The following is a 23,413-nucleotide window of genomic DNA, read 5'->3' as shown; positions in this document are numbered from 1 at the left end:
CAGACCCTCGCGGTGCCGGATGCGCAGGGCGTCGGACTGCTCCCGCCCGGGTGAGGAACCGTCGGCTGCGCGCCGGCGCCTCGGAGAGCTGCCCGTCGAGCGCGGGCTGTTGCCCCGCTCGCCTGGGCGCGTTACGTGGAGCGGTCCGCCCGGCGCGGACTGCGCGCCGGGCGGAGCGGTGGGTGACGAGGGAGGGACATCACGGGTGCCGGACGGCGAGGGGATGCCCGGTGCGGCGCGGGTTACGGCAGCGATCGCGGCAGCGCGCTGCCGACCCGCGCGCGGACCTCCTCGACCACTTCCCAGTGCTCGGGGTCCAGGAAGGCGAGGGCCGCCGGGAAGACTCCGTCCTGTTCCTTGAGGATGTGTTCGCGCAGCAGGCCGAGTGCGTCGATCAGACGCCGCGGCCAGGTCGGGTCGTTCAGGAACGGCCCGTTCGCCTCGTACAGCACCGCCTCGATGCGGCGGTGCTCGTCCTCCAGTGCCGCGATCTGCTCGGGGAACTCGAGGGCCATCGCGGGAAAGAGCCCTCCCTCCTCGACCTCGGTGTGGGGTGCCAGCACGGCGCCGATCTCACGGGCGAGTTCGGCCATGGCGGTGACCCTGCCGTCGCGGTGGGCGTCGCGCACCCGGCCGATGAGGTCGACGACGGCATCGTGTTCACGGGTCAGTCCGTCGATCGCCGCGAGCGACTGGCAGCCGCAGTACTCACACATCGTTCCTCTCCGTCCGTGGTCAGTGCGAGTGCGCGGTCGCGCGACGAGAGACGGCATGGCTCAGTCCGGTGCCGGTGAAGGCAAGCGCCGCCGCCGCGACCGCGGCGAGCAGGATCAGGCCGATCGCGTACGAGCCGAAGGAACCGTACAGCGTCCCCATCACCAACGGCGGGAGGAAGCCGCCGAGTCCGCCGGCCGCGCCCACCATGCCGGTGACCGAACCGACCTTGTTCGCCGGCGAGAGGAAGGCGACCAGGGCGAACACGGCGCCGCTGCCCGCACCGAGCGCGGCGGCCATGGCGAGGAAGGCGATCGTACCGACCGGCATCAGGGCCGGGGTCGGCGACTGGGCGAGCGCTCCGGCCAGCACCACGGCCAACGAGCCGGCCAGGACCTTGACCGGCCCCAGTCGGTCGGAGAGCCAGCCGCCCATCGGGCGCATGGCGACCGCGAGCAGAACGAATCCCGCCATGCGGTTGGCCGCGTCGGCCTGGGTGAGGCCGTAGCCGGTCTTGAGGTAGGTGGGCAGGTAGACGGAGAAGGCGACGTAGCCGCCGAAGGCGACCGCGTAGAGCGCCGACGCCTGCCAGGTGATGCCCAACTTGCACGTGGCCGCCATGCGGTGGCCCAGGGACTCCGCGGGCACGGTCCGGCCGGGTGCGTCGCGCAGCAGCAGTGCCGCCACCACGGCGTAGACGGCCAGGACGGCGGCGGTGACGAGGAACGGGTTGGCCATGCCGTACGCGTCGACCAGCTTCACCGTGGTCAGGGCGCTGATGGCGGTGCCGCCCATGCCGGCGCCGAAGATGCCGATGGCCAGGCCCCGCCGCTCGGGCGGGAACCAGGCGCTGGTGAAGGGGACTCCGACGGCGAACGCGGTGCCGCCGATGCCGAGGAGGAAGCCTCCGACCAGCAGGGCGGTCAGGGAGGAGTGCCCGGCCAGCCCGAGGTAGAGGACCGGGACGATGGTGGCGGCGGAGACGAGCGGGAACATCACTCGTCCTCCGAACCGGTCGGTCAGCGCGCCGACGGGTATCCGCCCCAGCGAGCCGACCACCACCGGTACGGCGACCAGCAACGACTGCTGGAAGGAGCTCAGGTCCAGGCTGTCCTTGAACCGGGGGCCGAGCGGGCTCAGCAGTGCCCAGGCCCAGAAGTTGAGGGCGAAGCCCAGGGTGGCGAGTGCCAACATCAACCAGGCCCGACCGGGTACGGACTGCGATGTGATCTCGCTGTGCTGTGTCGACGGCTGGAGCATGCCGCCCTTCCCTCCTGGTAGCAGTGGACGCGGTCCCGTTGTGGACCGCCGGCCGCCGACCGCTCGACGCGGACCGGTGACGTGCCCTCACTATTCGTGGTCCGGTGCCTTCAGAGGGTGGGCCGAGGGTCCCCATCGAGAGGTCCGGCGGTCCCGGTTCTCCTTGTCCGCGGCGCAGCCCGCCCCGCCGACCGACACGGTGTACACGACCGGGCCCTGGAAGCCGGGACCCCATGGGGCCATCCGGCCCTAACACGGCGCCGGCCCCGGAGAGACGATGGGGGGATGAGTTCCGAAGACGGCTTCCGCGCACTGGAGCGGGCGGAGTGCCTGCGTCTCCTGGGCAGCGCCCCGGTCGGTCGCATCGTGTACACCCGTGAGGCGCTGCCCGCTGTGCTGCCGGTCAACTTCTCGCTTGACACCGACGCCTCGGTGGTGCTCCGCACCTCGGCGGGATCCGATCTCGTACGGGCCGTCGACGGGGCGGTGGTCGCGTTCGAGGCGGACGCCTTCGACGCCCACGACCGGTCCGGGTGGAGCGTCGTCGTCACCGGGCGGGCCACTGTCGTGACCGACCCCGCCGCACGAGCGCGCCTGGCGGAGAACGGCCCGCGCTCCTGGGTGGTTTCGCGCGACGGGCTCTACGTACGGATCGAGTCCGAGATGGTCACCGGGCGGGAGATCGCAGGCGTCGGCTGAGCGGCGACGACGTGCGCTCGCGGGGCGCGGCCGCGCGCGGGTGACGCGTAAGCGGCCGCCCCCACCGCTCGTTCCCGGGATCAGGTTTCCCGCTCTCTCGGCCGAGCGGACGGCCGGTCGGGCTCCGGTACGCGGGCGCGGGGCGCCTGCCCGCCCTCCGGTCCGTACCCGAATCTGATCAGGATCTGCGGGTTGCACCGCTGCTGCGGGAGACGGGCCGCCGCGCGCAGGTCCGGCCACTCCATCGCCTGGTGCAGCATCGACGTGCGCACTCCGCGCGCGGTCGCCGTCAGCAGTACGCGTTCCAGGGCCTGCCCCGCGCGCAGCCAGTCCTGCGGCCGGTCGTGGGCGGTCCACAGCAGGGCCACCTGGGCATGGCGCTCGAAACGGCGGGCCGGCGGGTGGGGCACGGGCAGCGGGCCGGAGAAGTCCCGCATCGGTATGCGGCCGCTCAGGTCCTGCGGGCCGAGCGCGGTCAGCGGGATGCCGTAGGGGCTGACGGTTCCGGGGGCGGTGAGCCAGTGGCGCGTTTCGGTGATACGTCCCGAGCTGGTGCGGTTGCGGGTTTCGGCCACGGCGATCGGTTCCAGCAGACGCCAGGTACTCACGATGTCCGGAACGTAGAGCCGTGCGCCTTCGGACTGGGCCGCCGCGGTCATCTCCGCGACCACGTGCTCGGGCACCGGGCGGCCCGTGAAGGGCAGACGACTGGTGTGGCGGCGTTCGACCGACGGGTACAGCCACCGGTAGTCGGGCGGGTTCCCACCGGAACCGGTCGGCCGAACCTCGGCCAGCAGGTCGGCGTCGTGCGGGTCGGGCAGCAGTCGGACGACCGGTTCCCAGCCCATGTGCGCGGCCGCGACACGGAGGTTGAGGACGGCGGCTCCCACGGAGAGGTACTGGGCGCGCCGCCGGGGGTCGGCCAGCGGCAGGACCCGTGTCCGGTCGGCCCGGACCTGGAGCAGGCCGGTGGCCGTCTCCACGCGGAAGCGCCACGGCTGGGTGTTGTGGATCGACGGCGCCGCCACCGCCGCGTCCAGCACCGTCTCCAGCGCGGCGGCGTCGACCCTCGGGCTGTACGTGGACATGGCCACTCCTTACTCACGCCGCGCCTGCCGGTGCGACGGGCGGGCCCGTCCCCGATACTTCCCGGCGGCCGGACGCCGGGCCAGGGCCGTCCGGCCCCGTCAGCGGCCGAAGGGGCCCAGGAGGGCGCCTGGTGCCCCGCCTGCGCGGCATGGCACGCGCCGGGAGACGGGACCACCGGGCGAGGGACCCGGGCTTGCGTACCGCGCGCCCTCACGGTGCGGACGGTCGGTCGTGCCGGGGCGGCGCGGCGCGAGTCCGGGGTCCGTGAGCGGCACGGGCTGACGGTCCGGAGTGTGCGGGGCCGCGCCCGTGCGTGGGTCCGCCCCGGTCGTCGCGCCGGGGCCGCGGCCGGGATCGCGGGCCTCAGGTGGCGGGCAGGGCGGTGGCGAGCAGGACGACGCCCAGGGACATCACCGAGACCACCGCGGTGGCCGTGGAGCCGGCCGGGCCCTCGGCCCTTTCCGGCGGCTCCCCCGGCCCGCGAGGGCCAGGAGGCCTCCGCCGAGAGGCGAGCGCGGGACGGTCGGGCGCCTGGGCAGGGACCTTCGGCCCCGGGTCCGGCGCGACCCCCGCGCCTAGCGTTCTGGCCCATGGAGAACGATCAGAACGCACGCCGAGGCCGGCCGGGCGTCGCCCGGGACTGGCCTCTCGCGGCCCGGCGGCTGCTGACGCGCCGTGAGGTGTCGGCCGACGGACGTGCCGTCTTCGGCACGGGTGACGACAAGTGGGAGGGGTTCTACCGTGACCGGTGGGCGCACGACAAGGTGGTGCGCTCCACGCACGGGGTCAACTGCACGGGGTCGTGCTCCTGGATGGTGTACGTCAAGGACGGCATCATCACCTGGGAGCACCAGGCGACCGACTACCCCTCGATCGGCACGGACTGCCCCGAGTACGAGCCGCGCGGCTGCCCGCGCGGGGCGTCGTTCTCCTGGTACACGTACTCGCCCAGCCGGGTCCGCTACCCGTACGTACGGGGCGCGCTGCTGAAGCTGTGGCGCGAGGCCCGCCGGCGGCTCGGCGACCCCGTGGCGGCCTGGGCGGAGATCACCTCCGACCCGGCGAAGGCCCGCGCGTACAAGAAGGCCCGGGGCCGGGGCGGCCTGGTGCGCGCCGGCTGGGACGAGGTGAGCGAGCTGATCGCCGCCGCGCAGGTGCACACCGTCAAGGCGTACGGTCCCGACCGCGTCGCCGGCTTCTCGCCCATCCCGGCGATGTCGATGGCGTCCTTCGCGGCCGGTGCCCGCTACCACTCGCTGATCGGGGGCACCCTGCTGTCGTTCTACGACTGGTACGCCGACCTTCCGGTCGCGTCGCCGCAGGTCTTCGGCGACCAGACGGACGTTCCGGAGGCTGCCGACTGGTGGAACGCCGGCTACCTGATCATGTGGGGCTCCAACATCCCCGTCACCCGCACGCCCGACGCGCACTTCCTCACCGAGACCCGCTACAACGGCACCAAGGTGGTCGCCGTCAGCCCCGACTACGCCGACAACGTGAAGCACGCCGACGAGTGGCTCGCCCCGCACCCGGGCACGGACGGCGCCCTGGCGATGGCCATGGGGCACGTGATCCTGCGGGAGTTCCTTGTCGAGCGCGAGGTGCCCTACTTCCAGCAGTACCTGCGCACGTTCACGGACGCGCCGTTCCTGGTCTCCCTGCGCGAGCACGCGGACGGCGGTCTGGTCCCGGACGGGTTCCTGACCGCCGCCGACCTCGGCCACGAGGTGGAGAACGCCGGCTCCAAGACCGTCCTGCTGGACTCGGCGACGGGCGAGCCCGTGGTCCCGGGCGGCTCAGTGGGGTTCCGCTGGGCCAAGGAGGAGCAGAGCCGCTGGAACCTCGACCTGGGCGACGTGGTGCCCGAACTGAGCCTGCTGGAGCGGGCCGAGGACACGGTGCCGATCGCCCTGCCTCGTTTCGACGAAGGTGCCACCGAGGGCGGCGGCAGCATGGTCCGCGGGGTCCCGGTGCGCCGACTCGGCGGACGGCTCGTCACGACCGTCTTCGACCTGATGCTCGCCCAGTACGGGGTCGGGCGCCCCGGTCTGCCGGGCGACTGGCCGTCCTCGTACGACGACGCGGACCGGCCCCACACCCCGGCCTGGCAGGAGACGATCACTTCCGTCCCGGCGGAGCAGGCGGCCCGGATCGCCCGCGAGTTCGCCCGCAACGCCGAGCGTACGGGTGGCCGTTCGATGATCGCCCTCGGGGCGGGCACCAACCACTGGTTCCATTCGGACACCATCTACCGGGCCTTCCTGGCGCTGACGACCATGACCGGCTGCCAGGGCGTCAACGGCGGCGGGTGGGCGCACTACGTCGGCCAGGAGAAGGTGCGCCCGCTGACCGGACAGCAGCATCTGTCGTTCGCGTTCGACTGGCAGCGGCCCACCCGGCACATGGCGGGCACATCGTACTGGTACCTGAATTCCGACCAGTGGCGCTACGAGGCGTTCGGGCCCGACGAGCTGGCCTCTCCGCTGGGCGAGGGCCGGTTCAAGGGGAAGGCCTTCGCCGACTGCCTGGCGCAGGCCGTGCGGCTGGGCTGGACGCCGGGGCACCCGGGCTTCAACCGCAACCCGCTCGACCTGACGGACGAGGCGAGGGCCGCGGGCCGGCCGGTCGCCGAGCACATCGTGGACGAACTGAAGTCGGGGCGGCTGCGGTTCGCCGCCGAGGACCCCGACGACCCGGCCAACTTCCCGCGCGTGCTGACCGTGTGGCGGGCCAACCTGCTGGGCTCCTCGGGCAAGGGCAACGAGTACTTCCTGCGCCACCTGCTGGGCACCGACGCCGCGGTGCGCTCCGAGGAGACCCCGCCCGAGGGGCGTCCGAAGGACGTGGTGTGGCGTGAGGAGGCTCCCGAGGGCAAGCTCGACCTCCTGGTCACCATGGACTTCCGGATGACCTCCACCGGGCTGCTCTCCGACGTGGTCCTGCCGGCCGCCACCTGGTACGAGAAGGACGACCTGTCCAGCACGGACATGCACCCCTTCGTGCACGCCTTCACCCCGGCCATCGCCCCGCCGTGGCAGGCCCGCACCGACTACGACAGCTTCCTGACCCTCGCCGACCGCTTCAGCGAGCTGGCCGCCGAGCACCTCGGTACCCGCACCGACGTGCTGCCGGTGCCGCTGCTGCACGACACCCCCGACGAACTGGCCCAGCCCGGCGGGGTGGTGCGGGACTGGAAGGCCGGCGAGTGCGAACCGGTCCCGGGCCGCACCATGCCGAAGCTGGCCGTCGTCGAGCGGGACTACGCCGCGATCGCGCAGAAGATGCGCGCCGTCGGTCCGCTGCTGGACACCCTGGGCACCACCACCAAGGGTGTCACCGTCCACCCGGACCGGGAGATCGACGACCTCCGCCACCGCAACGGCACCGTCCGCGACGGGCTGGCCGCCGGGCGTCCCTCGCTCGCCACCGCCTCCGACATGTGCGAGGCGATCCTCGCCCTGTCCGGCACCACCAACGGGCGGCTGGCCACCGAGGGATTCCGCGAGCTGGAGCGGCAGACCGGCAGCGAGGGCCTGGTGGAACTGTCCGCCGAGCGCGAGGCGGAGCGCATCACCTTCGCCGACACCCGCACCCAGCCGCGCTCCGTCATCACCTCGTACGAGTGGTCGGGCTCGGAGACCGGCGGACGCCGCTACTCCCCCTTCGTCATCAACACCGAGCACAAGAAGCCCTGGCACACCCTCACCGGACGCCAGCACTTCTTCGTCCAGCACGACTGGATGACGGAACTCGGTGAGCAACTCCCCGTCTACCGACCGCCGTTGAATTCGCCGCGGCACTACGGCGACGAGCGGTTGCACGAGGACGGGCGGGCCGAGGTCACGGTGCGCTACCTCACCCCGCACTCGAAGTGGTCCATCCACTCCAACTACCAGGACAACAAGTACATGCTCGACCTGTCCCGGGGCGGCCCCACCATCTGGATGTCGCTCCAGGACGCCGAGAAGATCGGCGTCAAGGACAACGAGTGGATCGAGGCGTACAACCGCAACGGTGTCGTCGCCTGCCGGGCCGTGGTCACCCACCGCATGCCCGAGGGGACGGTGTACATGCACCATGCCCAGGACCGCACCGTGAACGTGCCGAAGACCGAGGTCGGTGGCAAGCGCGGCGGCATCCACAACTCCCTCACCCGGCTGCTGCTCAAGCCGACCCATCTCGCGGGCGGCTACGCCCAGTTCACCTACGCCTTCAACTACTACGGTCCGACCGGCAACCAGCGCGACGAGGTCACCGTCATCCGCCGCCGCGACCAGCGAGTGGAGTACTGACATGTCCCGAGACGAAGCCACCGTCGGACGCGTCATGGCACAGGTCGCGATGGTGATGAACCTCGACAAGTGCATCGGCTGCCACACCTGCTCGGTCACCTGCAAGCAGACGTGGACCAACCGCACCGGCGTCGAGTACGCCTGGTTCAACAACGTCGAGACCAAACCCGGCGTCGGCTACCCCCGCCGCTACGAGGACCAGGACCGGTGGAAGGGCGGCTGGATGCTCGACCGGCGTGGGCGTCTCGTCCTGCGCTCCGGCGGCCGGGTCAAGCGGCTGCTGTCGCTGTTCTCCAATCCGGACCTGCCCTCCCTGGAGGACTACTACGAGCCGGTCACCTACGACTACGACAACCTGGTCGGCGCCCCCGCCGGACCGGACATGCCGGTGGCCCGCCCCCGCTCGGTCCTCACCGGCAGGCCCACCTCCATCACCTGGGGCGCCAACTGGGAGGACGGGCTCGGCGGCGCCCCCGAGAACGCCGGCGCCGACCCCAACCTCAGCGGCGAGTGGGCCGAAAGGGTCAGGTTCGAGTTCGAGCAGACCTTCCTCTTCCACCTCCCGAGGCTGTGCGAGCACTGCCTCAACCCGGCCTGCGTGTCGGCCTGCCCGTCCGGCGCGATGTACAAGCGGGTCGAGGACGGCATCGTCCTGGTCGACCAGGACAAGTGCCGCGGCTGGCGGATGTGCGTGACCGCGTGCCCGTACAAGAAGGTGTACGTCAACCACGCCACCGGCAAGGGCGAGAAGTGCACGTTCTGCTTCCCGCGGATCGAGGCCGGCCAGCCCACCGTCTGCTCCGAGACCTGCGTGGGGCGGCTGCGCTACCTCGGTCTCCTGCTGTACGACGCCGACCGGGTCGGCGAGGCCGCCGCCACCCCCGACGAGAAGGACCTGCTGGACGCCCAGCGCGGCGTCTTCCTCGACCCGGCCGACCCCGACGTCATCGCGGCGGCCCGGGAGTCGGGCATCCCGGAGGACTGGCTGGCGGCCGCCCGCCGCTCCCCCGTGTACGACCTGGTCGCACGGCACAAGGTGGCCCTGCCGCTGCACCCGGAGTACCGCACCCTGCCGATGGTCTGGTACGTACCCCCGCTGTCGCCCGTCCTGGACGCCGTCGACGCGGCGGGCGGCAACCAGGACGACCCGGACCACGTGTTCGCGGCCGTCACCCGGCTGCGCATCCCCTTGGAGTACCTGGCGGAGCTGTTCACCGCCGGGGACACCGACGTGGTCGGCGGGGTGCTGATGAAGCTCACCGCGCTGCGCTCCTACATGCGCGCACGCACGCTGGGCGAGGACGGCGACGAGGCCGCGCTGAAGGCGGTGGGGCTGACCGCCCGCGAGGCCGAGGACCTGCACCGCCTGCTGGCCGTCGCCAAGTACGAGGACCGGTACGTCGTACCGGCCGCGCACAGAGAGGACGCCGCGGCGCTGAGCGCGATGGAGGACCGCTGCCCCGTCGAGACGTCCGGGGACCCGCAACCGGCCGGGTCCGGCGGCCGGATCATGCTCGGCATCCCCACCCTGCGCCGCTCCTCGGCCGCCTCGACGGGAGACTCCGCATGAGTCCGCTGCCCACCACCGTCCCGGACATCGTCCGCGCCCGCGTCCGATCTGCCCTGCGCCGCCCGGACGGGACGGCACGCTCCGGCCGTGCCGCCGCCTCGTTCGGACCGCGGGAGCCGGAGACCCGCGCGCTGCTGCTGCGGCTGCTGTCGCTGCTGCTGCAGTACCCGGACGCCGCGCTCACCGCCGCCCGGCCGGTGCTCACCGCCACCGTCGAGGCGCTGCCGCCGTCCCCCGTCACCGAGCACCTGTCCACGTTCACCACCTGGTTCACCGGTCAGGAACCGGACGCGCTGGAGCAGCACTACGTGGAGACCTTCGACCTGCGCCGCCGTAGCGGTCTCTACCTCACCTACTACCTGCACGGCGACACCCGCCGCCGCGGCATGGCCCTGCTCACCCTTGCCCAGCGCTACCGCGCCACCGGCTGGGACACCGACGGCGGGGAACTGCCCGACCACCTCCCGGTCGTCCTGGAGTACGCCGCGCTCGCCGGGCCGCGCGCGGGCGAGGCCCCGCTGCGCCTCCACCGACGCGGACTGGAACTGATCCACCACGCGCTGAGCGACGGCGGCTCCCCCTACCGGCACGTCCTCGCCGCGCTGCTCACCCTGCTGCCGCCCGCCACCGAGGCCGACCGCGCGGCCGTCGCCGAACTCGCCGCCCAGGGCCCGCCCGCCGAGGACGTCGGGCTCGACCCGTACGGCGCCGGCGGGTTCGCACCGCCGGGCGCCTTCGTCCCGCCCGAGCAGGCCCACCCCACCCTCATGCCGCCCCTGACACCCCCGGAAGGCCCCCGATGAGTGCCGCACCCGCCGCACCCGCCCCCCTCGCCGCAGCGAGCGGCTCCGTCCTCCTCCTGTGGGTGGCCGTCCCCTACATCTGCCTGGCCGTGTTCGCCGTGGGGCACGTCTGGCGCTACCGGCAGGACCAGTTCGGCTGGACCTCGCGCACCACCCAGCTCCTCGAACACCGTTGGCTGCGCTGGGGCAGTCCGCTGTTTCACCTGGGCGCGTTCATGGTGATCGCCGGACACGTCGTCGGCCTCGCCGTACCGGCCTCGTGGACGGAGGCGGCCGGGGTCGACGAGCACACGTACCACACGACCGCCGTGTGGGCGGGCTCGGTGGCCGGTGTGGCCATGGTGGCCGGCCTGGGCATGCTGTGCGCCCGCCGACTGCTGACCCGCCGGATCCGCCTGGGCACGGACCGCAGCGACAAGGTGCTCTTCCCGCTGCTGTCGGCCACCGTCCTGCTGGGCATCACCGCGACCGCCGCGCACAACGTGTTCGGCGCGGGCTACGACTACCGCTCCACCGTCTCGGTCTGGTTCCGCGGCCTGTTCACCCTCCAGCCGCAGCCGGAGGCCATCGCCGGGGCGCCCCTGCTGTTCCAGCTGCACGCGCTCAGCGCCTGCCTGCTCTTCGCCGTCTGGCCGTTCACCCGCCTCGTGCACGTCTGGAGCGCGCCCGTCGGCTACCTCGTCCGCCCCTACGTCGTCTACCGGCGGCGCGCGGCCGCGCCCGGACGCACGGCGGGCCCCGCCCGGCGCGACCGACACCCCGTATGACCACCGACCGGGGCCTGTTGCGAAAGTGCCGACTCCGCCGCACAACGCGACGTCTGATTGCCGCCAGCGAGAACCTCCCGTGGTGACCATGCTGACGGCATGACGATGCCATCCACTACGGACTCAGCAACAGTGCTCACCGGCATGTATGCGGCTGAGGCGGAATACTTGGCGGCAGGAGGCCCCGGCGAGGCTTCGTTCGACCTGCTCGCCCCCTTCTTCGCGCCGGATGTCGAGCTGCATCAAGCAGATGCTCTGCCCTATGGCGGCACTTGGCGTGGGCACCAGGGCATGACGCAGTTCTTCCTCATGATGGGAGAAGCGTGGGAGTCGTTCGACATGGTGGAGCAGGAGTTTCTTGCCACCGGTGAGACTGCGGTCGTGCTCACACAGGTCCGTGCTCGCGCTCGTGCGACGGGCCGTGAACTCAGCTTCCCGATTCTGCAAGCGATCACGGTCAAGGACGGGCGGATCACCGAGGTTCGTCCGTTCTACTGGGACACGCGGGCTATCGCCGAAGTCTGCGCCGTGCCCACACCGACAGACTGACGTCGACAGGAAACCCGCTGGTCACAGCCACTCGTTGCGGACCGCCACCAGCACGGTCGCCTCGTAGCGGACGGCAAGCTTGTCGTATCTCGCGGCCACGGCCCGGTGACGCTTGAGGCGGTTGATCCCGCACTCATCCGCGTGGCGCTCGCGGTAGTCGGTCTTGTCGAACTTCGGCGGCCGACCGCCTCGGGAGCCGAGCCTCCTGCGGTTACGGACTCGGTCTGCTGGGACCGGAGTGGTCGTCCTGATATCGCGTCTGCGCAGGTGGACGCGGTTCTTGCGGGGATCGTACGCATTGTCGGCCCGCACACGGTCCGGTTTCCTGCCTTTTCGCCGCCCCGGCCGCGTGCTGGTCGGCCCGGCAGACGGTGGAGTCGACGTTCACGTCCCAGATGTTCAGGCCCTTCGCGTCTGCCTCGGCCTGGAGCCGGGTGCCGATCCTGGCCCAGACGCCGTCCCGCTGCCAGCGTCGGAACAGGTCATACACCCGGTCCCAGGGCCCGTAGCGTTCCGGCACATCGCGCCAGGGAGCACCGGTCCGGGTCCGCCGCCTCATGCCGTCCATCAGCTGCCGTCGCGTCCGCACCGGCGGACGGCCCGGCTTGATGCCCTGTGGCAGCAACGGCTCCCGCCGGGCCCACTGGCCGTCCGTCAGGTCACTGCGCCCCACGGTGCGTGATCACCCACGACCAAGATCCACACCTCGGTGGACCCCGCCCCGAAACCACTCACCGCGGCTCCCCGCACACCCGGTACCTGCGGCCGCCGAGTCCGTGCAGCCGCACCAGGAGAACGGCCGGCCCAGGACATCGGATGAGGAGACACACAAGGTCCACACAGGTCAGCCCCCTGGTCGGCCCGACCAAGGGCCCCGCTGATGGCGATACCTGAAATCGAGTCGGCCGCGATCCCGTAAAGGATCTCGGTTCTGCGGCAGGTTGCCACTGGATCGGTCTCGCCTCTCGACCGCGCTGTCGAAGCGGCAGCGCCGGCGAGCGCCGGATTACCGATGCGGCGCTTGTCTTCGGCAGGATGGGCGCATGACCGAGATCCGAACACCCCGTCTTCTCCTCCGTAGCTGGCACGACGACGACCTCACGCCGATGGCGGACATCAACGCGGACCCACGGGTCATGCGCTGGACTGACGACGGCTCGGTGCGCGACCTGGACCACACAGCCGAGGACATCGAACGGTGGGAGGAGGAATGGGACGAGGAGGGCTTCGGACTCTTCGCCGTCGAACTGCTGGCCTCGGGCGAACTGATCGGTTTCACAGGACTGTCCGTGCCCGAGTTCCTGCCGGAGGTGATGCCCGCAGTGGCGATCAGCTGGCGGCTCGGCTCACCGTTCTGGGGTCAGGGATACGCGTCCGAAGCCGCGCACGCCACACTGGAGTTCGCACTCCAGGACCGCGGCCTGGACCGTGTCATCAGCATCAGCCGGATGGGGGACAACGCATCCGAGAACGTCATCCGCAAGCTCGGCATGACACCCGAGCGGGAGACGACCCACCCGGTGTACGGCTACCCACTGCGCGTTCACGCCATCGACCTCACCGAGTTCCAGGCATGAACCCGCCCAGTCGTCGTCATCACAAGGCAGCCGACCGCAGCCCCTGCGTCCCTGAACGCATCGATCGCGGCGACACGGACACCCAGGAACGGATGGCTCCTCCCTGCCACTGACATGCTCCTTCACGGAACCGGAGTAGGTGACCGGGAAGTTGGTGGCAGAGACCTCCCGCACCCGGTCGCGGGAGGCGTAGCCGTAGACGGTGGTGATGCCCCGACCGTCCTCGACCGTTGCCACGCGGCCCAGCGCGTCGTAGGTACAGGTCGTCTCTCCCAGCGGCGCTGGCGGCTTTTCCGTACAGGGCCCGCCGGTCCGGCGCCCGCGACCAGCGGAGGCTCGGAAGAACCCGCCTGGCACCCGTCAGGGCTCGTCGATCAGCTCCATCGCGCGTGTCACAGCGGCGAGGGCGTCGGGGCAGCCTGTGCGCCGGTGAACATCGAGGCAGGTGTCGGCGAGCTTGATGACGTGTTCATCCTGGTGGCGGACGGCAAGGGCGAAGGTCTCTTCCGCCGACCGGTGGGCGGTGGGCAGGGCGTGCCGAGGTAGGGGTTCGGCAGGGGCGTAGGCCGCCGTCACGGCCGCGCTGGCCGCCCAGGCCGCGTGCAGACTCACGACCCACTGGGTGCTGGGGAGTGCGGGCAAGGTACGCAGGACAGCCATGGGCGCGGTCGCGGAGTGAATCAGCATGACGGGTGAGCCGTGCGCGTTCGGGAGGTAGCGCACGGCGGCAGCCGTCGTCAGACCGGCCAGCAGGTCCCGGGCCTGCCCCGCGTCCGCGGCGGGTCTCAGCGCGGCCAGCGCCGCGGGCCAGCCGCTCAGCCCGGTGAGCTGGCCGAGCCGGTGGTCGATGTCCGCGCTCTGATCTGCAATACGCGGAACGCCCGCAAGAGCCGACGCCGGGCCGGAGGTTCCGGAAGGGGCAGCGGACGGCACCTGCTGCCAGCGCGCCGCCCAGTAGCCGAGCGCCTGGCCGAGCTCGGCCAAGCGTGGGCCGTCCTCGTGGGCCAGCAGGGCGTGGACGGCGTGGCCAGTACGGATCACCCCGTGGGTGGCCCCGGCCGCGATGCCGGGCACGAGCCGTGGCCACCACACCTCCAGTACGGCGCGCCAGGGCTGTTCGGTCACCTCGCGGTCGAAAAACGCAAGCCAGTCCCCAAGACGGCGAGGATCCCCAAGCGCCGAGCGCCATCCGACGGCGGGGATGGGACAGGCGCCACGAGGCCGATCGTCCAACCGACGCATGTAGAGGTCCAACCAGCGGTGAACCTGTCGGGCGTGTCCACGTCTGACCATGGACTCCACCGCCATGGGACCGTGATTGGACAGCCGGCCTCCGAACTCCGGCCCGGTCCGATACAACCGTTCCAAGGCCTCATCGAGCGTGCCATCAGTCCCCATACGAACCGACACTATCGACGCAACGGCCCAACACCATCGGCCCAGAGACCCAGACGCACCCCTGCGCCAGACCTAGTACTCCAGCAGGACTTTTCCGTCCGACCTGCGGCTTTCGCATCGAGGGGGTGCGTCCAGAGCGCGAAACAGATGTGGGGCCCGGATGACCACCGGGGTCCGCCGCTGTCGCGGGTGGCACCGACACATGTCCCTCGCCGAGATACGACGGCTGATCACCCGCCTCACCGACTGTCAGCCCGCACCAGTCACCACAATCGACGCGGACACCCCCCCTGACCTGGCCACCAGTCACGGCAAGCACCGTTGCGGTAATGGCGGGTACAGCGGCCGTCCGGGCAGCGACGAGGGGCACAGTCCCGTACGCAGGCAAGGTGGTCGGACAGGCGGCTTTACTCTCAGGCACAAGCGGGCAGCCACGGACTCCGGCGCAGCCGACGACGTAAGCCGCCTTACGGCCGCTTGCTGCCCGTCTTCGCGAGTTCGCGGGAGATCGCCGCTTCGCCCTGCCCCTGCACGGTCTCTTCCAGACTGTGGTCGTCGCGCCGCGAGAACCGCTCGCCCTTGGCGAAGTCGTCCTCGCTCAGCACCATGCCGCACCACTCCCCCCGCCCGGCCACACGGTCGTCGAACGGCACGGCGGCCCCTTCTCCGAGGACGACCCACTGATCGGCCTCCCAGCGCAGGGCAAGCACATACATGTGCCCGATCTCCAGCCGCGGTGCCTCGGGAGCCGTGCCCTTGGCCCGTTTGCCGTTGCGGTACACCGACCAGCCGGGGGCGGTCATGTCGAACTCGCTCCCCAACTCATGCCGAGGGGTGGCGGCGGACCACAGCACCCTCTCCTTCCGGAGCGTCACCGTCCGGTCTACGGTGTACCTCACCGCACCCATGGCGACTTCCTCCCTGTTGGTTTCCCGCTCGGCGGTCGGCCGCGTCACCACCACGTGGTCCGCGCCCGCTTTCCAGTCCGCCGCGGTCCGCGAGGGGAAGCGGTCGTCGGGCGCGCCGCAGCCCACCACGGTGCGGAGACTCTCCCGGCCGATCAGTACACCCGCGGTGATGCCGACGAGCGCCAGCACGGCTATGGCAGGTCTGCCGGACAATGACAGATGGACCGGGGAGTTCAACTCAGGGCTCTCTTTCTCGAACAGCATGGGGCCAGTCGTCCCATATCTGCATTGATCGCTTTCCTTGCCGGTCGGTTCCGCGAGGGCGGCAGCGATGTCACGGGCAGCACACAGGTGGCGCTCCCCTGAATCAGTCGCGCGACCGGTCGGAGGAGGTCGGTGGTTCCGCCAAGGCCCATGACGCCAGCAGGCTCAGCGACTTGGCGGACGCCGATCCGGGTTCGGCGGAGTAGAGGAAGAGGGTGCTCTCGCTGTGCCGGGGCAGTGCGAGGTCTCGTACTCGCCGACGAGCGCCTCCGTGGCCTGCCGGTCCGATTCGCGGTGGGTGCAGAGGGCATGGCATGGCCCCCTCAAAGCGCTCTCCCGCACATCACGCTTGAGTCAGCGCCGGAACAGCGGTCCTGATCCGGCCTTCGCCCCCCTGTCTACCCAGGGGCCTGCTCGCCACTCGCCTGCTGTCGACACCGCTCGCCCGTCGGCCCGAGCCGGTGCTGCGCGGCGACGAGCGGATCCTCGCCCTGCTCGCGGACCTGGACGAACATCACGCTCTCGCCCTGCACCGCGCCTTCACCGCCTGGCTCCTCGGCTATCTGATCGTCGAACTGCGAGCCATGGACGACGCCCCGGACGAGCCGGACCCCGCCTTCCGCATCGGACTGCACCGCATCTCGGCCCAGCAGCTGCCGCATCTGCGTGCCACCGCCACCGGGCTGACGGAGCGGGGCGGTCCGGAGACGCTGGCCAAGGGACTCGACGCCCTGCTCGACCGGTTCGGCTGACCGGGTCATCCACCTCTCGCCCACTCTGCGGGACCGTGCACGCAACGTGCCATGGAGGGCGAACGACCAGGTGCATCGTCCGCCCGCCCGATGTCAGGTGTGCGCGCTGCGAGTAATCCGTGAACACCGCCGACTCCGGCAGTGACCCTCACCGAGGCGGCCGCGTGAACGACGGCCGGGCCGACTGCTCGCGTCTGGGTCATGCGCAACCCGGTGGTGACCTCGCCCATCGTCGGGGTCACCAAGCCGACCCAGCCGGCCGACGCGATCGCCGCGGTGGATGTCTAACTCGACGAGGACGAGGCCTCCTACCTGGAGGAGCCCTTCTGCCAGCGGCAGCCTATGGCGAGCCCCCGGTGGCCCGGGGCTGCCGCCGGGCCCCGACGAGTCCTCGGCCCCGGCCTTCATCTTGAGGACCCCGTCCCGGGCGCCCCATCAAAATCGACGCAGTAACGATAAAAATCGACAGGGTGTAGATTTATCACTCAAGAGAGCGTTCCGGCTCCTCGCAAGACCTCGCTGGAGGAACAGTGCAAAGGCAGAACTGGCTCATCACCGGCGTCAGCACCGGCCTGGGGCGCGCTTTCGCGCAGGCCGCCCTGTCCGCCGGGCACACCGTGGTCGGCACCGTCCGCTCCGAGAACGACGTGCGGGCCTTCGAAGAACTCGGACCCGGGCACGCCCACGGCCGCATCCTGGACGTGACGGACGGTGGCGCCGTTAACGGCGTGGTCGCGGAGGTCGAGCGGAGCGTCGGTCCTCTGGACGTCGTCGTCGCCAACGCCGGCTACGGCCTGGAGGGAACCTTCGAGGAAACCCCGCTGGCCGAGGTGCGGCGGCAGTTCGACGTCAACGTGTTCGGGGCGATGGCCACCCTGCAAGCGGCGCTGCCCCACATGCGCGCGCGCCGCCGCGGACACCTGATGGCCGTCACGTCTATGGGCGGGCTCATGGCCGTGCCCGGCATGTCCGCCTACTGCGGCAGCAAGTTCGCTCTGGAAGGCATCCTCGAGGCGCTGGGCAAGGAGGTCGCGCAGTTCGGGATCCATGTGACGGCGATCGAGCCCGGCTCCTTCCGCACCGACTGGGCCGGACGGTCCATGACGCGCGCCGCGCGGACCGTCGCCGACTACGACGACCTGTTCGCCCCCATCCGGGAAGCGCGGCAGAAAGCCAGCGGGAACCAGCTGGGCAATCCGGCCAAGGCCGGGGAAGCGGTCGTACACATCACCTCGGTCGATCAGCCGCCGGCCCACCTCGTTCTGGGCTCGGACGCGCTGCGACTGGTCACCGCCGCGCGTACGGCAGTGGATGAGGACATCCGAGCGTGGGAGGCGCTGTCGCGTACGACCGACTTCCCCCAGGGTGCCCAGCTCTGATGCCCGGCCGGCCTTCCCCGCTCGGTCGTCGCGGCATCGAGCGCAAGGGCGATGTACGGGAACGGGCCATCCTCGACACCTGCGAGGCCTTGCTGGCGGACAAGGGCTACGACGCCATGACCGTCGGCGACATAGCCCAGGGCGCCGGTATCACACGGGGGGCCCTGTACTTCTACTTCGGTTCCAAGCACGAAGTGGTCGCGGCACTCGTGGCTCGGACCGTCGAGCATCTGTGGGAACGGTCCCGGGTCACCGCGCAGACGGACGAGCCGCGCCAGGCCATCGCGGCGGCCATGCACCGCACGGTCGAGCTGTGGAACGAGCACGGTCTGGTCATGCGCACGGCGATCGATCTGTCGTTGACCGTGCCAGAGATCGGCGAGCTGTGGAGTCACACGGCTGACCTGTTCATCGCGGCCATCACCGCTGTCCTGGAGCGGGCCGGCATCCAGTCCGGCACCGCACCCGAACAAGCCTCAGCGATGGCACGTGCCCTGTGCTGGATGATCGAGCGGACCTTTTACCACGCCTCACAGGAGTCCCGCGAGAAGCTCCAGGAGGCGTCGGCGACCTGCGAGCACATCTGGCTGGTCAGCGCCGGGCTGATCACCTGAGGTGTCCGTCATGGAGGCGGTGAGCCGCGGAACCGTGTTCTACCGGGCGGGGCTTGCCACGTGAAGTGGACGCCCGTTCGTGTCGTCGTGCGGCGGTCGGGGACGTGGCGCCCTGGTCGGTTCCAGGGCGATCTGATCGGCTCGCGTTACGACGTCCGGATCGGCAGGCCCACGGCCCGGGTACGCCGGCCGTGACAAGCCGGGTACGGCACCGTCACGCGTCGCCGCGACCCGGACGGCGCCGGACGGCGGCCTTGGGCGGCGCCGGGTCCTTGCCGGGGCCCGCATGCAGGCGGCGCGCTGCGTGCGGCTGTATGCCGCACGCAGCGCGCCGCCGGGTCGGTACGGTACGGGTTCGACGAGTGGGCGAATCACTCGCCGCGGAGCGCCGGTGAAGCACCCCGGCCTAGAAGAAGTGCTTGCGTCCACCGACCGCGCGACCGGTCGCACCCAGGATCCACAGGATGGCGCCCACCAGGATGAGGATGCCACCGATCGTCGTCAGCAGACCCATGCCCACAAGCAGGCCGATGATCAGCAGAATAAGCCCAAGAATGATCATTTCAAACCCCATCCTCAATCGCGACTCAGGCGCGTGTGCGCAAAGGCCCCACAACGGCCCGAGTTCGCCTGTCAGTTGACAGATCTCTACCGGCCCCGAACGTCAGGACCTCGGTTCGACAGCCCTTGTGCCCGGCCACACGGTGTTCACGCACTTCCTGGAAACTTCACTGACCGATCGAGGCGGCGAACAGCTTGACGGCGTCGGCTCCGGCACGCCGGGCGGCGACGGCCTCGGTCGGCGTGAGATCTCCTGCCGGCACCGGCAGGCCGACGCGGACCGAGGCGGCCACGGACTCGGTGAGCGCAGGGGTCACGATCCAGCTCGCCCCCTCTGAGCAGCGCAGTCGCATACCGGCCACGCGGCACGGTTGACGAGGGGCCTGACAACGCGGGGACCGACGCAGATCCGCGTCGCGCCGTAGGTTGACGGAATGGGCCTTCTCACGGGCTCATCGCAGCGTCTGTGCGCCGATCACGGAGAGCAACTGGAGCTTTTCGTAACTCTCGCCGCCGGGCGTGGCGGTGTAGACGAGAAGCATGTGCGCCTGGCTCGGATCGAGCAGCGTCTGGCAGGTCAGCTCCAGTGCGCCGACCTCGGGATGGACGAAGTGTTTCACCTCCTTGGGCCGGATTCCGACCGTGTGCTCCTTCCACACCCGGCGGAATTCTTCGCTCTGGGCAAGCAGCAAGTCGGCGTAGTGGGCCGCGCGGGAACCGGGGCCTCGCAGCGTGGCCACCTCCCGCAGGCCGGAGGCGAACATCCGGGTGAGGAACGCGTGGTCGTCAGGGTGGTAGAGCTGTCGTGTGGCGGGGTCGGTGAACCAGCGGTAGCCGATGCTGCGGGCCGGGCCGCTGTAGCGGGTCTGGTCGCCGGTGAGTGCGATGCCGAGCCGGGTCTGCCGTAGCGTTTCGCCGAGCTCGGTGACGATCTCCGCGGGAGTGTCGTCGAGGCGGTCGAGGATGCGCAGCAGGCCGGGACTGATGTGTTCGCCGTCCGTGCCCCGCGGGGGCGGGGTGTGTCCGGCCAGCCGGAACAGGTGGTCCCGCTCGTCGAGGGAGAGGTGCAGGCCCTGCGCGATGGAGACGATCATCTGCTGAGACGGCTGGGGCCCTCGCTCTCGCTCCAGGCGTGCGTAGTAGTCGGTCGACATGTGGCACAGCGCGGCCACCTCTTCCCGGCGAAGCCCGCTGGTCCTGCGGCGCCGTCCTCGCGGGAGGCCGACGTCCTCGGGCTGCAGCGCCTCCCGGCGATGCCGTAGGAACTGTGCCAGACCGGATCGATCGATCACTGTCCACGCCTTCCGTGACGTTCATGGCCCGTTCTGCTCAGATCTACCTGAGGCGCTGCTTGATATCCACGGATTCCTGATCCCCCCTTCACTCATTGTGAGACGTGCGGTGCCGGCCCAGGATGAGAGACGTGCTCCATGATCGCCGTGGGCTTGCCCGGCCTTCCGGTACACGGTGGCGACCCGGCTCCTCCCCCGACCTGATTTTCCGCACTCGTCCCGCACTCCCCGCTCTCGCTCTCGCTCTCGGCGCCCCTGCGCCCGCCCGCGCCCCCACGAGAACAGGTGCTCAGCATGACTGACCTGCGCAACAAGACCGCCCTGATCACCGGCTCGGACCGCGGCATCGGGCGAGTCATCGCCCTGCGCTACGCACGGCTCGGCGCCCGGGTGGTAGTCAACGGCTCCCGCAGCGAGGACGCCGCGCTCCAGACCGTGGAGGAAATCCGCACTCCGGGTGCGGAAGCCGTCGCCGTGCAGGGCGATGTCGCCGATCTGGACGCCCCCGAGAACCTGTTCCAACAGTGCATCGACACCTTCGGAAAGCCGGACATCGTGGTTTCCCATGCCGGCTGGAAATCGTCGACCAGCCGATCAGTGAGGTCACGACGGAGCAGTTCGACCGGCTCTTCGCTCGAGTACTTCGCCGGCCCGCTCGCCCGCCGGGTCAGCGGCCAGCACCTCCTCATCAGCGGTGGCGCCCCGGCGTGACCGGCGGCATCCCACTGCGTCCAACCGACTCCTCAGGAAGCTGACTCACATGCCACGTCGACCCATTGACATCACGATTCCCGACCTGCGTGACACGCGGGCCGTCGTCACCGGAGCGAGCGACGGGATGGGACTCGGTATGGCGATCCGCCTGGCCGCAGCCGGCGCGCAGGTCGTCCTTCCCGTCCGCAATCCACGCAAGGGTGAGGCGGCGCTGACCAAGATCCGTCAGCACGCCCCCGACGCGGATGTGTCGCTGCGCAGCCTCGATCTGTCCTCACTCGCCTCCGTCGCGGCGCTCGGCAAGACGCTGCTGGAGGAGGGCCAGCCCATCCACCTGCTCCTCAACAACGCCGGCGTCATGACCCCGCCCGAGAGGCAAGCCACCGTCGACGGATTCGAGCTGCAGTTCGGCACCAACCACCTGGGGCACTTCGCCCTGGTAGCCCACCTGCTGCCGCTCCTGCGGGCCGGACAAGCACGCGTCACCTCGCAGGTCAGCATCGCGGCCAACCAGCACGCCATCAACTGGGACGACCTGAACTGGGAACGCTCCTACAACGGCAGGAAGGCCTACAGCCAGTCGAAGATCGCCCTCGGGCTCTTCGGTCTGGAACTCGACAGGCGTAGCGAGGCAGGTGGTTGGGGCATCACCAGTAATCTCTCCCACCCCGGGGTCGCTCCTACGAGCCTGCTCGCGGCCCGCCCCGAGGTCGGCCGGGACAAGGACACCGTGCTGGTTCGCATGATCCGGGCCATGTCTGCCCGCGGCGTCATCGTGGGGACCGTGGAGACCGCGCAGCTTCCCGCTCTCATGGCCGCTACTTCCCCCGCCGCCAAGCCCGGCGGATTCTACGGGCCCAGCGGCCCAGGCCACCTGGGTGGCCCACCCGGAGAACAGGAGCTCTACTCCCGCCTGCGCAGCGCCGATGAGGCCCAGCGCGTCTGGCGAACCTCCGAAGAACTCACGGGCACCCACCTGCGCTGACAACCGGAACCCGCGGCGCTTCCAAAACTGTTCGACTCGATCACGGCGGAGCGCGAGGGCATCGAGTCCCAGAAAGTCAAGCTCCTGCGCCACGCCAGACCAACGGCTCCTACGACAGCGCCCTGGCCGCCCTCACCAGCAGCCACCGATCCCCCACCGGCACAGAACTGATCACTCCTCTTGTGGGGGACGCCCTCCAGTGCTGCTTCCGGAGCGCGGCGTGCCGGCGGACTCGGAGTGTGAGAGTCCAGCGAGGAGCCGTAGTTTCTCGTCGCTGTCGCTGTCCTTGTCGGGGTAGTACACGACGAGGATGACGTCCTCGACGGGGAGTTTGTCGCGGTGGAGGTGTAGGTCACCGACGACGGGGTGGTGGACGGTGGTGCTGCCTCCGTCGAGGCTGCGGACTTCGTGGCGGGCCCACAGGGTACGGAACCGCTGACTGGACAGGGAGAGCTCTCCGACGAGTTCGACGAACCGGGGGTTGTCGGTGTCGTCCCCGATGGTCGTGCGAAGGGCGGCGACGAAATCGGCGGTGGCCTTCGGCCAGTCCTGGTGGAACTCCTGTTCCTCAGGGTCGAGGAGGAGATCGCGAAGCCGGTTCTGCCCGGGCCGCAGGCGGGGGGAGAGAGCGACGGCCATCGGATTGGAGGCCAGGACGTCGAACGCGCGCCCCTCGACGAACGCGGGGATCGGAAGGTGGGCGAGCAGCTCGTGCACGCGCGCCGGTACGTGCTCGGGCCGCTTGCGGCGCGGCGCTCTGGGGCGTGCCGCGGCGAGGCCGAGCAGATACGTCCGTTCGATGTCGTCGAGTTGCAGGACGCGTGCGAGTGATTCGAGGACCTGCGGTGAGGGGTTCTTGTCACGGCCCCGTTCCAGACGCAGGTAGTAGTCGGGACTGATTCCGGCGAGCAGGGCGACTTCCTCCCGGCGCAGGCCGGGCACGCGGCGGTTGCCGCCGGGCGGGATCCCTGCCTGGGCCGGGGTGATCAGCTCACGCCGGGCGCGGAGGTAGCTGCCGAGCCGGTTGCCGGATTCGTCCTTCATAGCGACACCGTAATGCGGTGCGTGGACTCAGTGGGGGCCCTGACAGGACCAGGGAAGACGGGGGAACTGCCAAGTCCGACGGAGTCCGGCAAGGCTTACGGCACCACTGTTCGACGGGGACAGAGGACCTCACCGTGTGCGCCACGGGGCTGCACGCCGTCGCGCCCCGGACTGAAGGGAAG

The 23,413-nt window shown here is 70.6% G+C and carries 21 protein-coding genes and 1 pseudogene; 12 read left to right on the top strand and 10 right to left on the bottom strand.

Annotated elements, in window-relative coordinates; genetic code table 11:
• Window positions 1–242: 242 nt before the first annotated feature.
• Both R2E43_RS38045 and R2E43_RS38040 read right to left on the bottom strand, forming a co-directional pair.
• Entirely contained in the window at window positions 243–716 is a 474-nt protein-coding gene (locus tag R2E43_RS38045) for a hemerythrin domain-containing protein (RefSeq protein ID WP_003978655.1), read from the bottom strand.
• A gap of 19 nt (window positions 717–735) precedes the next feature.
• Complete coding sequence (locus R2E43_RS38040) at window positions 736–1,974, bottom strand: nitrate/nitrite transporter (protein WP_011026930.1); 1,239 nt, start codon at window positions 1,972–1,974, stop codon at window positions 736–738.
• Between the two features lie 285 nt (window positions 1,975–2,259).
• On the opposite strand from R2E43_RS38040, the gene R2E43_RS38035 reads away from it, so the two are divergent.
• Complete coding sequence (locus R2E43_RS38035) at window positions 2,260–2,673, top strand: pyridoxamine 5'-phosphate oxidase family protein (protein WP_003978653.1); 414 nt, start codon at window positions 2,260–2,262, stop codon at window positions 2,671–2,673.
• A gap of 80 nt (window positions 2,674–2,753) precedes the next feature.
• Here the strand turns inward: R2E43_RS38035 and R2E43_RS38030 are convergent, their stop codons facing one another.
• Entirely contained in the window at window positions 2,754–3,761 is a 1,008-nt protein-coding gene (locus tag R2E43_RS38030; protein WP_011026931.1) for an Acg family FMN-binding oxidoreductase, read from the bottom strand.
• 591 nt (window positions 3,762–4,352) lie between these two features.
• Between R2E43_RS38030 and R2E43_RS38025 the strand changes: the two genes are divergently transcribed.
• The 5 genes from R2E43_RS38025 to R2E43_RS38005 all read left to right on the top strand — a co-directional run bounded on the left by R2E43_RS38025 (window position 4,353) and on the right by R2E43_RS38005 (window position 11,743).
• Window positions 4,353–8,054, top strand: coding sequence for a nitrate reductase subunit alpha (locus tag R2E43_RS38025; protein WP_003978651.1), 3,702 nt, complete (start codon window positions 4,353–4,355; stop codon window positions 8,052–8,054).
• 1 nt (window position 8,055) lies between these two features.
• Entirely contained in the window at window positions 8,056–9,624 is a 1,569-nt protein-coding gene (gene narH / locus R2E43_RS38020) for a nitrate reductase subunit beta (protein ID WP_016325014.1), read from the top strand.
• Window positions 9,621–10,427, top strand: coding sequence for a nitrate reductase molybdenum cofactor assembly chaperone (gene narJ / locus R2E43_RS38015; RefSeq protein ID WP_003978648.1), 807 nt, complete (start codon window positions 9,621–9,623; stop codon window positions 10,425–10,427). Before narH ends, narJ begins: the two co-directional genes overlap by 4 nt.
• Window positions 10,424–11,194: a respiratory nitrate reductase subunit gamma gene (narI, locus tag R2E43_RS38010; RefSeq protein WP_003978647.1), complete on the top strand. Its 771-nt coding sequence runs from the start codon at window positions 10,424–10,426 to the stop codon at window positions 11,192–11,194. The genes narJ and narI overlap by 4 nt, the downstream gene beginning before the upstream one ends.
• Window positions 11,195–11,293: 99 nt before the next feature.
• Window positions 11,294–11,743, top strand: a complete 450-nt coding sequence (locus R2E43_RS38005; RefSeq protein WP_003978646.1) for a nuclear transport factor 2 family protein — start codon at window positions 11,294–11,296, stop codon at window positions 11,741–11,743.
• 21 nt (window positions 11,744–11,764) lie between these two features.
• Here R2E43_RS38005 and R2E43_RS38000 read toward each other — a convergent pair.
• Window positions 11,765–12,416: pseudogene (locus R2E43_RS38000) on the bottom strand (transposase).
• A gap of 370 nt (window positions 12,417–12,786) precedes the next feature.
• Here R2E43_RS38000 and R2E43_RS37995 point away from each other — a divergent pair.
• Window positions 12,787–13,320 (top strand): GNAT family N-acetyltransferase, encoded by a 534-nt coding sequence (locus R2E43_RS37995; RefSeq protein ID WP_011026937.1) that lies wholly within the window; start codon window positions 12,787–12,789, stop codon window positions 13,318–13,320.
• A gap of 360 nt (window positions 13,321–13,680) precedes the next feature.
• Here the strand turns inward: R2E43_RS37995 and R2E43_RS37990 are convergent, their stop codons facing one another.
• Together R2E43_RS37990 and R2E43_RS37985 are read right to left on the bottom strand one after the other, a co-directional pair.
• The gene (locus R2E43_RS37990) at window positions 13,681–14,718 is read right to left on the bottom strand and encodes a hypothetical protein (RefSeq protein ID WP_408649133.1); all 1,038 of its coding nucleotides are present in this window, start codon (window positions 14,716–14,718) and stop codon (window positions 13,681–13,683) included.
• Window positions 14,719–15,185: 467 nt separating this feature from the next.
• Window positions 15,186–15,890: a hypothetical protein gene (locus R2E43_RS37985; protein WP_332057060.1), complete on the bottom strand. Its 705-nt coding sequence runs from the start codon at window positions 15,888–15,890 to the stop codon at window positions 15,186–15,188.
• 461 nt (window positions 15,891–16,351) lie between these two features.
• Between R2E43_RS37985 and R2E43_RS37980 the strand changes: the two genes are divergently transcribed.
• The 3 genes from R2E43_RS37980 to R2E43_RS37970 all read left to right on the top strand — a co-directional run bounded on the left by R2E43_RS37980 (window position 16,352) and on the right by R2E43_RS37970 (window position 18,635).
• Window positions 16,352–16,642 (top strand): hypothetical protein, encoded by a 291-nt coding sequence (locus R2E43_RS37980; protein WP_173943966.1) that lies wholly within the window; start codon window positions 16,352–16,354, stop codon window positions 16,640–16,642.
• 530 nt (window positions 16,643–17,172) lie between these two features.
• Window positions 17,173–18,021, top strand: coding sequence for an oxidoreductase (locus R2E43_RS37975; protein ID WP_011026943.1), 849 nt, complete (start codon window positions 17,173–17,175; stop codon window positions 18,019–18,021).
• A complete protein-coding gene (locus R2E43_RS37970) occupies window positions 18,021–18,635 on the top strand; it encodes a TetR/AcrR family transcriptional regulator (protein ID WP_003978637.1) in 615 nt (204 codons plus the stop codon). Before R2E43_RS37975 ends, R2E43_RS37970 begins: the two co-directional genes overlap by 1 nt.
• 406 nt (window positions 18,636–19,041) lie before the next feature.
• Here the strand turns inward: R2E43_RS37970 and R2E43_RS37965 are convergent, their stop codons facing one another.
• The 3 genes from R2E43_RS37965 to R2E43_RS37955 all read right to left on the bottom strand — a co-directional run bounded on the left by R2E43_RS37965 (window position 19,042) and on the right by R2E43_RS37955 (window position 20,488).
• Window positions 19,042–19,197 (bottom strand): hypothetical protein, encoded by a 156-nt coding sequence (locus R2E43_RS37965; protein WP_010059700.1) that lies wholly within the window; start codon window positions 19,195–19,197, stop codon window positions 19,042–19,044.
• 166 nt (window positions 19,198–19,363) lie between these two features.
• Complete coding sequence (locus R2E43_RS37960; RefSeq protein WP_246549852.1) at window positions 19,364–19,513, bottom strand: beta/alpha barrel domain-containing protein; 150 nt, start codon at window positions 19,511–19,513, stop codon at window positions 19,364–19,366.
• A gap of 135 nt (window positions 19,514–19,648) precedes the next feature.
• Window positions 19,649–20,488 carry a helix-turn-helix transcriptional regulator gene (locus R2E43_RS37955; protein ID WP_011026945.1) on the bottom strand — a complete coding sequence of 280 codons (840 nt, stop codon included), beginning with the start codon at window positions 20,486–20,488 and terminating at the stop codon, window positions 19,649–19,651.
• Between the two features lie 294 nt (window positions 20,489–20,782).
• Here R2E43_RS37955 and R2E43_RS37950 point away from each other — a divergent pair, with 294 nt between their 5' ends.
• Both R2E43_RS37950 and R2E43_RS37945 read left to right on the top strand, forming a co-directional pair.
• Window positions 20,783–21,199, top strand: a complete 417-nt coding sequence (locus tag R2E43_RS37950) for an SDR family NAD(P)-dependent oxidoreductase (RefSeq protein ID WP_332057059.1) — start codon at window positions 20,783–20,785, stop codon at window positions 21,197–21,199.
• Between the two features lie 49 nt (window positions 21,200–21,248).
• Window positions 21,249–22,187 carry an SDR family oxidoreductase gene (locus R2E43_RS37945; protein WP_332057058.1) on the top strand — a complete coding sequence of 313 codons (939 nt, stop codon included), beginning with the start codon at window positions 21,249–21,251 and terminating at the stop codon, window positions 22,185–22,187.
• A 171-nt stretch (window positions 22,188–22,358) separates the two neighbouring features.
• Here R2E43_RS37945 and R2E43_RS37940 read toward each other — a convergent pair whose 3' ends face one another.
• Entirely contained in the window at window positions 22,359–23,231 is an 873-nt protein-coding gene (locus R2E43_RS37940; RefSeq protein WP_003978631.1) for a helix-turn-helix transcriptional regulator, read from the bottom strand.
• Between the last annotated feature and the right edge of the window lie 182 nt (window positions 23,232–23,413).

Origin of the sequence: Streptomyces violaceoruber (assembly GCF_033406955.1) — a bacterium.
Taxonomy (GTDB): Bacteria; Actinomycetota; Actinomycetes; order Streptomycetales; family Streptomycetaceae; genus Streptomyces; species Streptomyces violaceoruber.
The sequence above is the reverse complement of the archived record's forward strand: the minus strand, read 5'-3'. Positions and strand labels throughout refer to the sequence as shown.

Bases quoted from the DNA above. Each gene is read 5' to 3' on its own strand.
- R2E43_RS38045 (WP_003978655.1), bottom strand. From the start codon at position 716: ATGTGTGAGTACTGCGGCTGCCAGTCGCTCGCGGCGATCGACGGACTG.
- R2E43_RS38040 (WP_011026930.1), bottom strand. From the start codon at position 1,974: ATGCTCCAGCCGTCGACACAGCACAGCGAGATCACATCGCAGTCCGTA.
- R2E43_RS38035 (WP_003978653.1), top strand. From the start codon at position 2,260: ATGAGTTCCGAAGACGGCTTCCGCGCACTGGAGCGGGCGGAGTGCCTG.
- R2E43_RS38030 (WP_011026931.1), bottom strand. From the start codon at position 3,761: ATGTCCACGTACAGCCCGAGGGTCGACGCCGCCGCGCTGGAGACGGTG.
- R2E43_RS38025 (WP_003978651.1), top strand. From the start codon at position 4,353: ATGGAGAACGATCAGAACGCACGCCGAGGCCGGCCGGGCGTCGCCCGG.
- narH (WP_016325014.1), top strand. From the start codon at position 8,056: ATGTCCCGAGACGAAGCCACCGTCGGACGCGTCATGGCACAGGTCGCG.
- narJ (WP_003978648.1), top strand. From the start codon at position 9,621: ATGAGTCCGCTGCCCACCACCGTCCCGGACATCGTCCGCGCCCGCGTC.
- narI (WP_003978647.1), top strand. From the start codon at position 10,424: ATGAGTGCCGCACCCGCCGCACCCGCCCCCCTCGCCGCAGCGAGCGGC.
- R2E43_RS38005 (WP_003978646.1), top strand. From the start codon at position 11,294: ATGACGATGCCATCCACTACGGACTCAGCAACAGTGCTCACCGGCATG.
- R2E43_RS37995 (WP_011026937.1), top strand. From the start codon at position 12,787: ATGACCGAGATCCGAACACCCCGTCTTCTCCTCCGTAGCTGGCACGAC.
- R2E43_RS37990 (WP_408649133.1), bottom strand. From the start codon at position 14,718: ATGGGGACTGATGGCACGCTCGATGAGGCCTTGGAACGGTTGTATCGG.
- R2E43_RS37985 (WP_332057060.1), bottom strand. From the start codon at position 15,890: ATGCTGTTCGAGAAAGAGAGCCCTGAGTTGAACTCCCCGGTCCATCTG.
- R2E43_RS37970 (WP_003978637.1), top strand. From the start codon at position 18,021: ATGCCCGGCCGGCCTTCCCCGCTCGGTCGTCGCGGCATCGAGCGCAAG.
- R2E43_RS37965 (WP_010059700.1), bottom strand. From the start codon at position 19,197: ATGATCATTCTTGGGCTTATTCTGCTGATCATCGGCCTGCTTGTGGGC.
- R2E43_RS37950 (WP_332057059.1), top strand. From the start codon at position 20,783: ATGACTGACCTGCGCAACAAGACCGCCCTGATCACCGGCTCGGACCGC.
- R2E43_RS37945 (WP_332057058.1), top strand. From the start codon at position 21,249: ATGCCACGTCGACCCATTGACATCACGATTCCCGACCTGCGTGACACG.
- R2E43_RS37940 (WP_003978631.1), bottom strand. From the start codon at position 23,231: ATGAAGGACGAATCCGGCAACCGGCTCGGCAGCTACCTCCGCGCCCGG.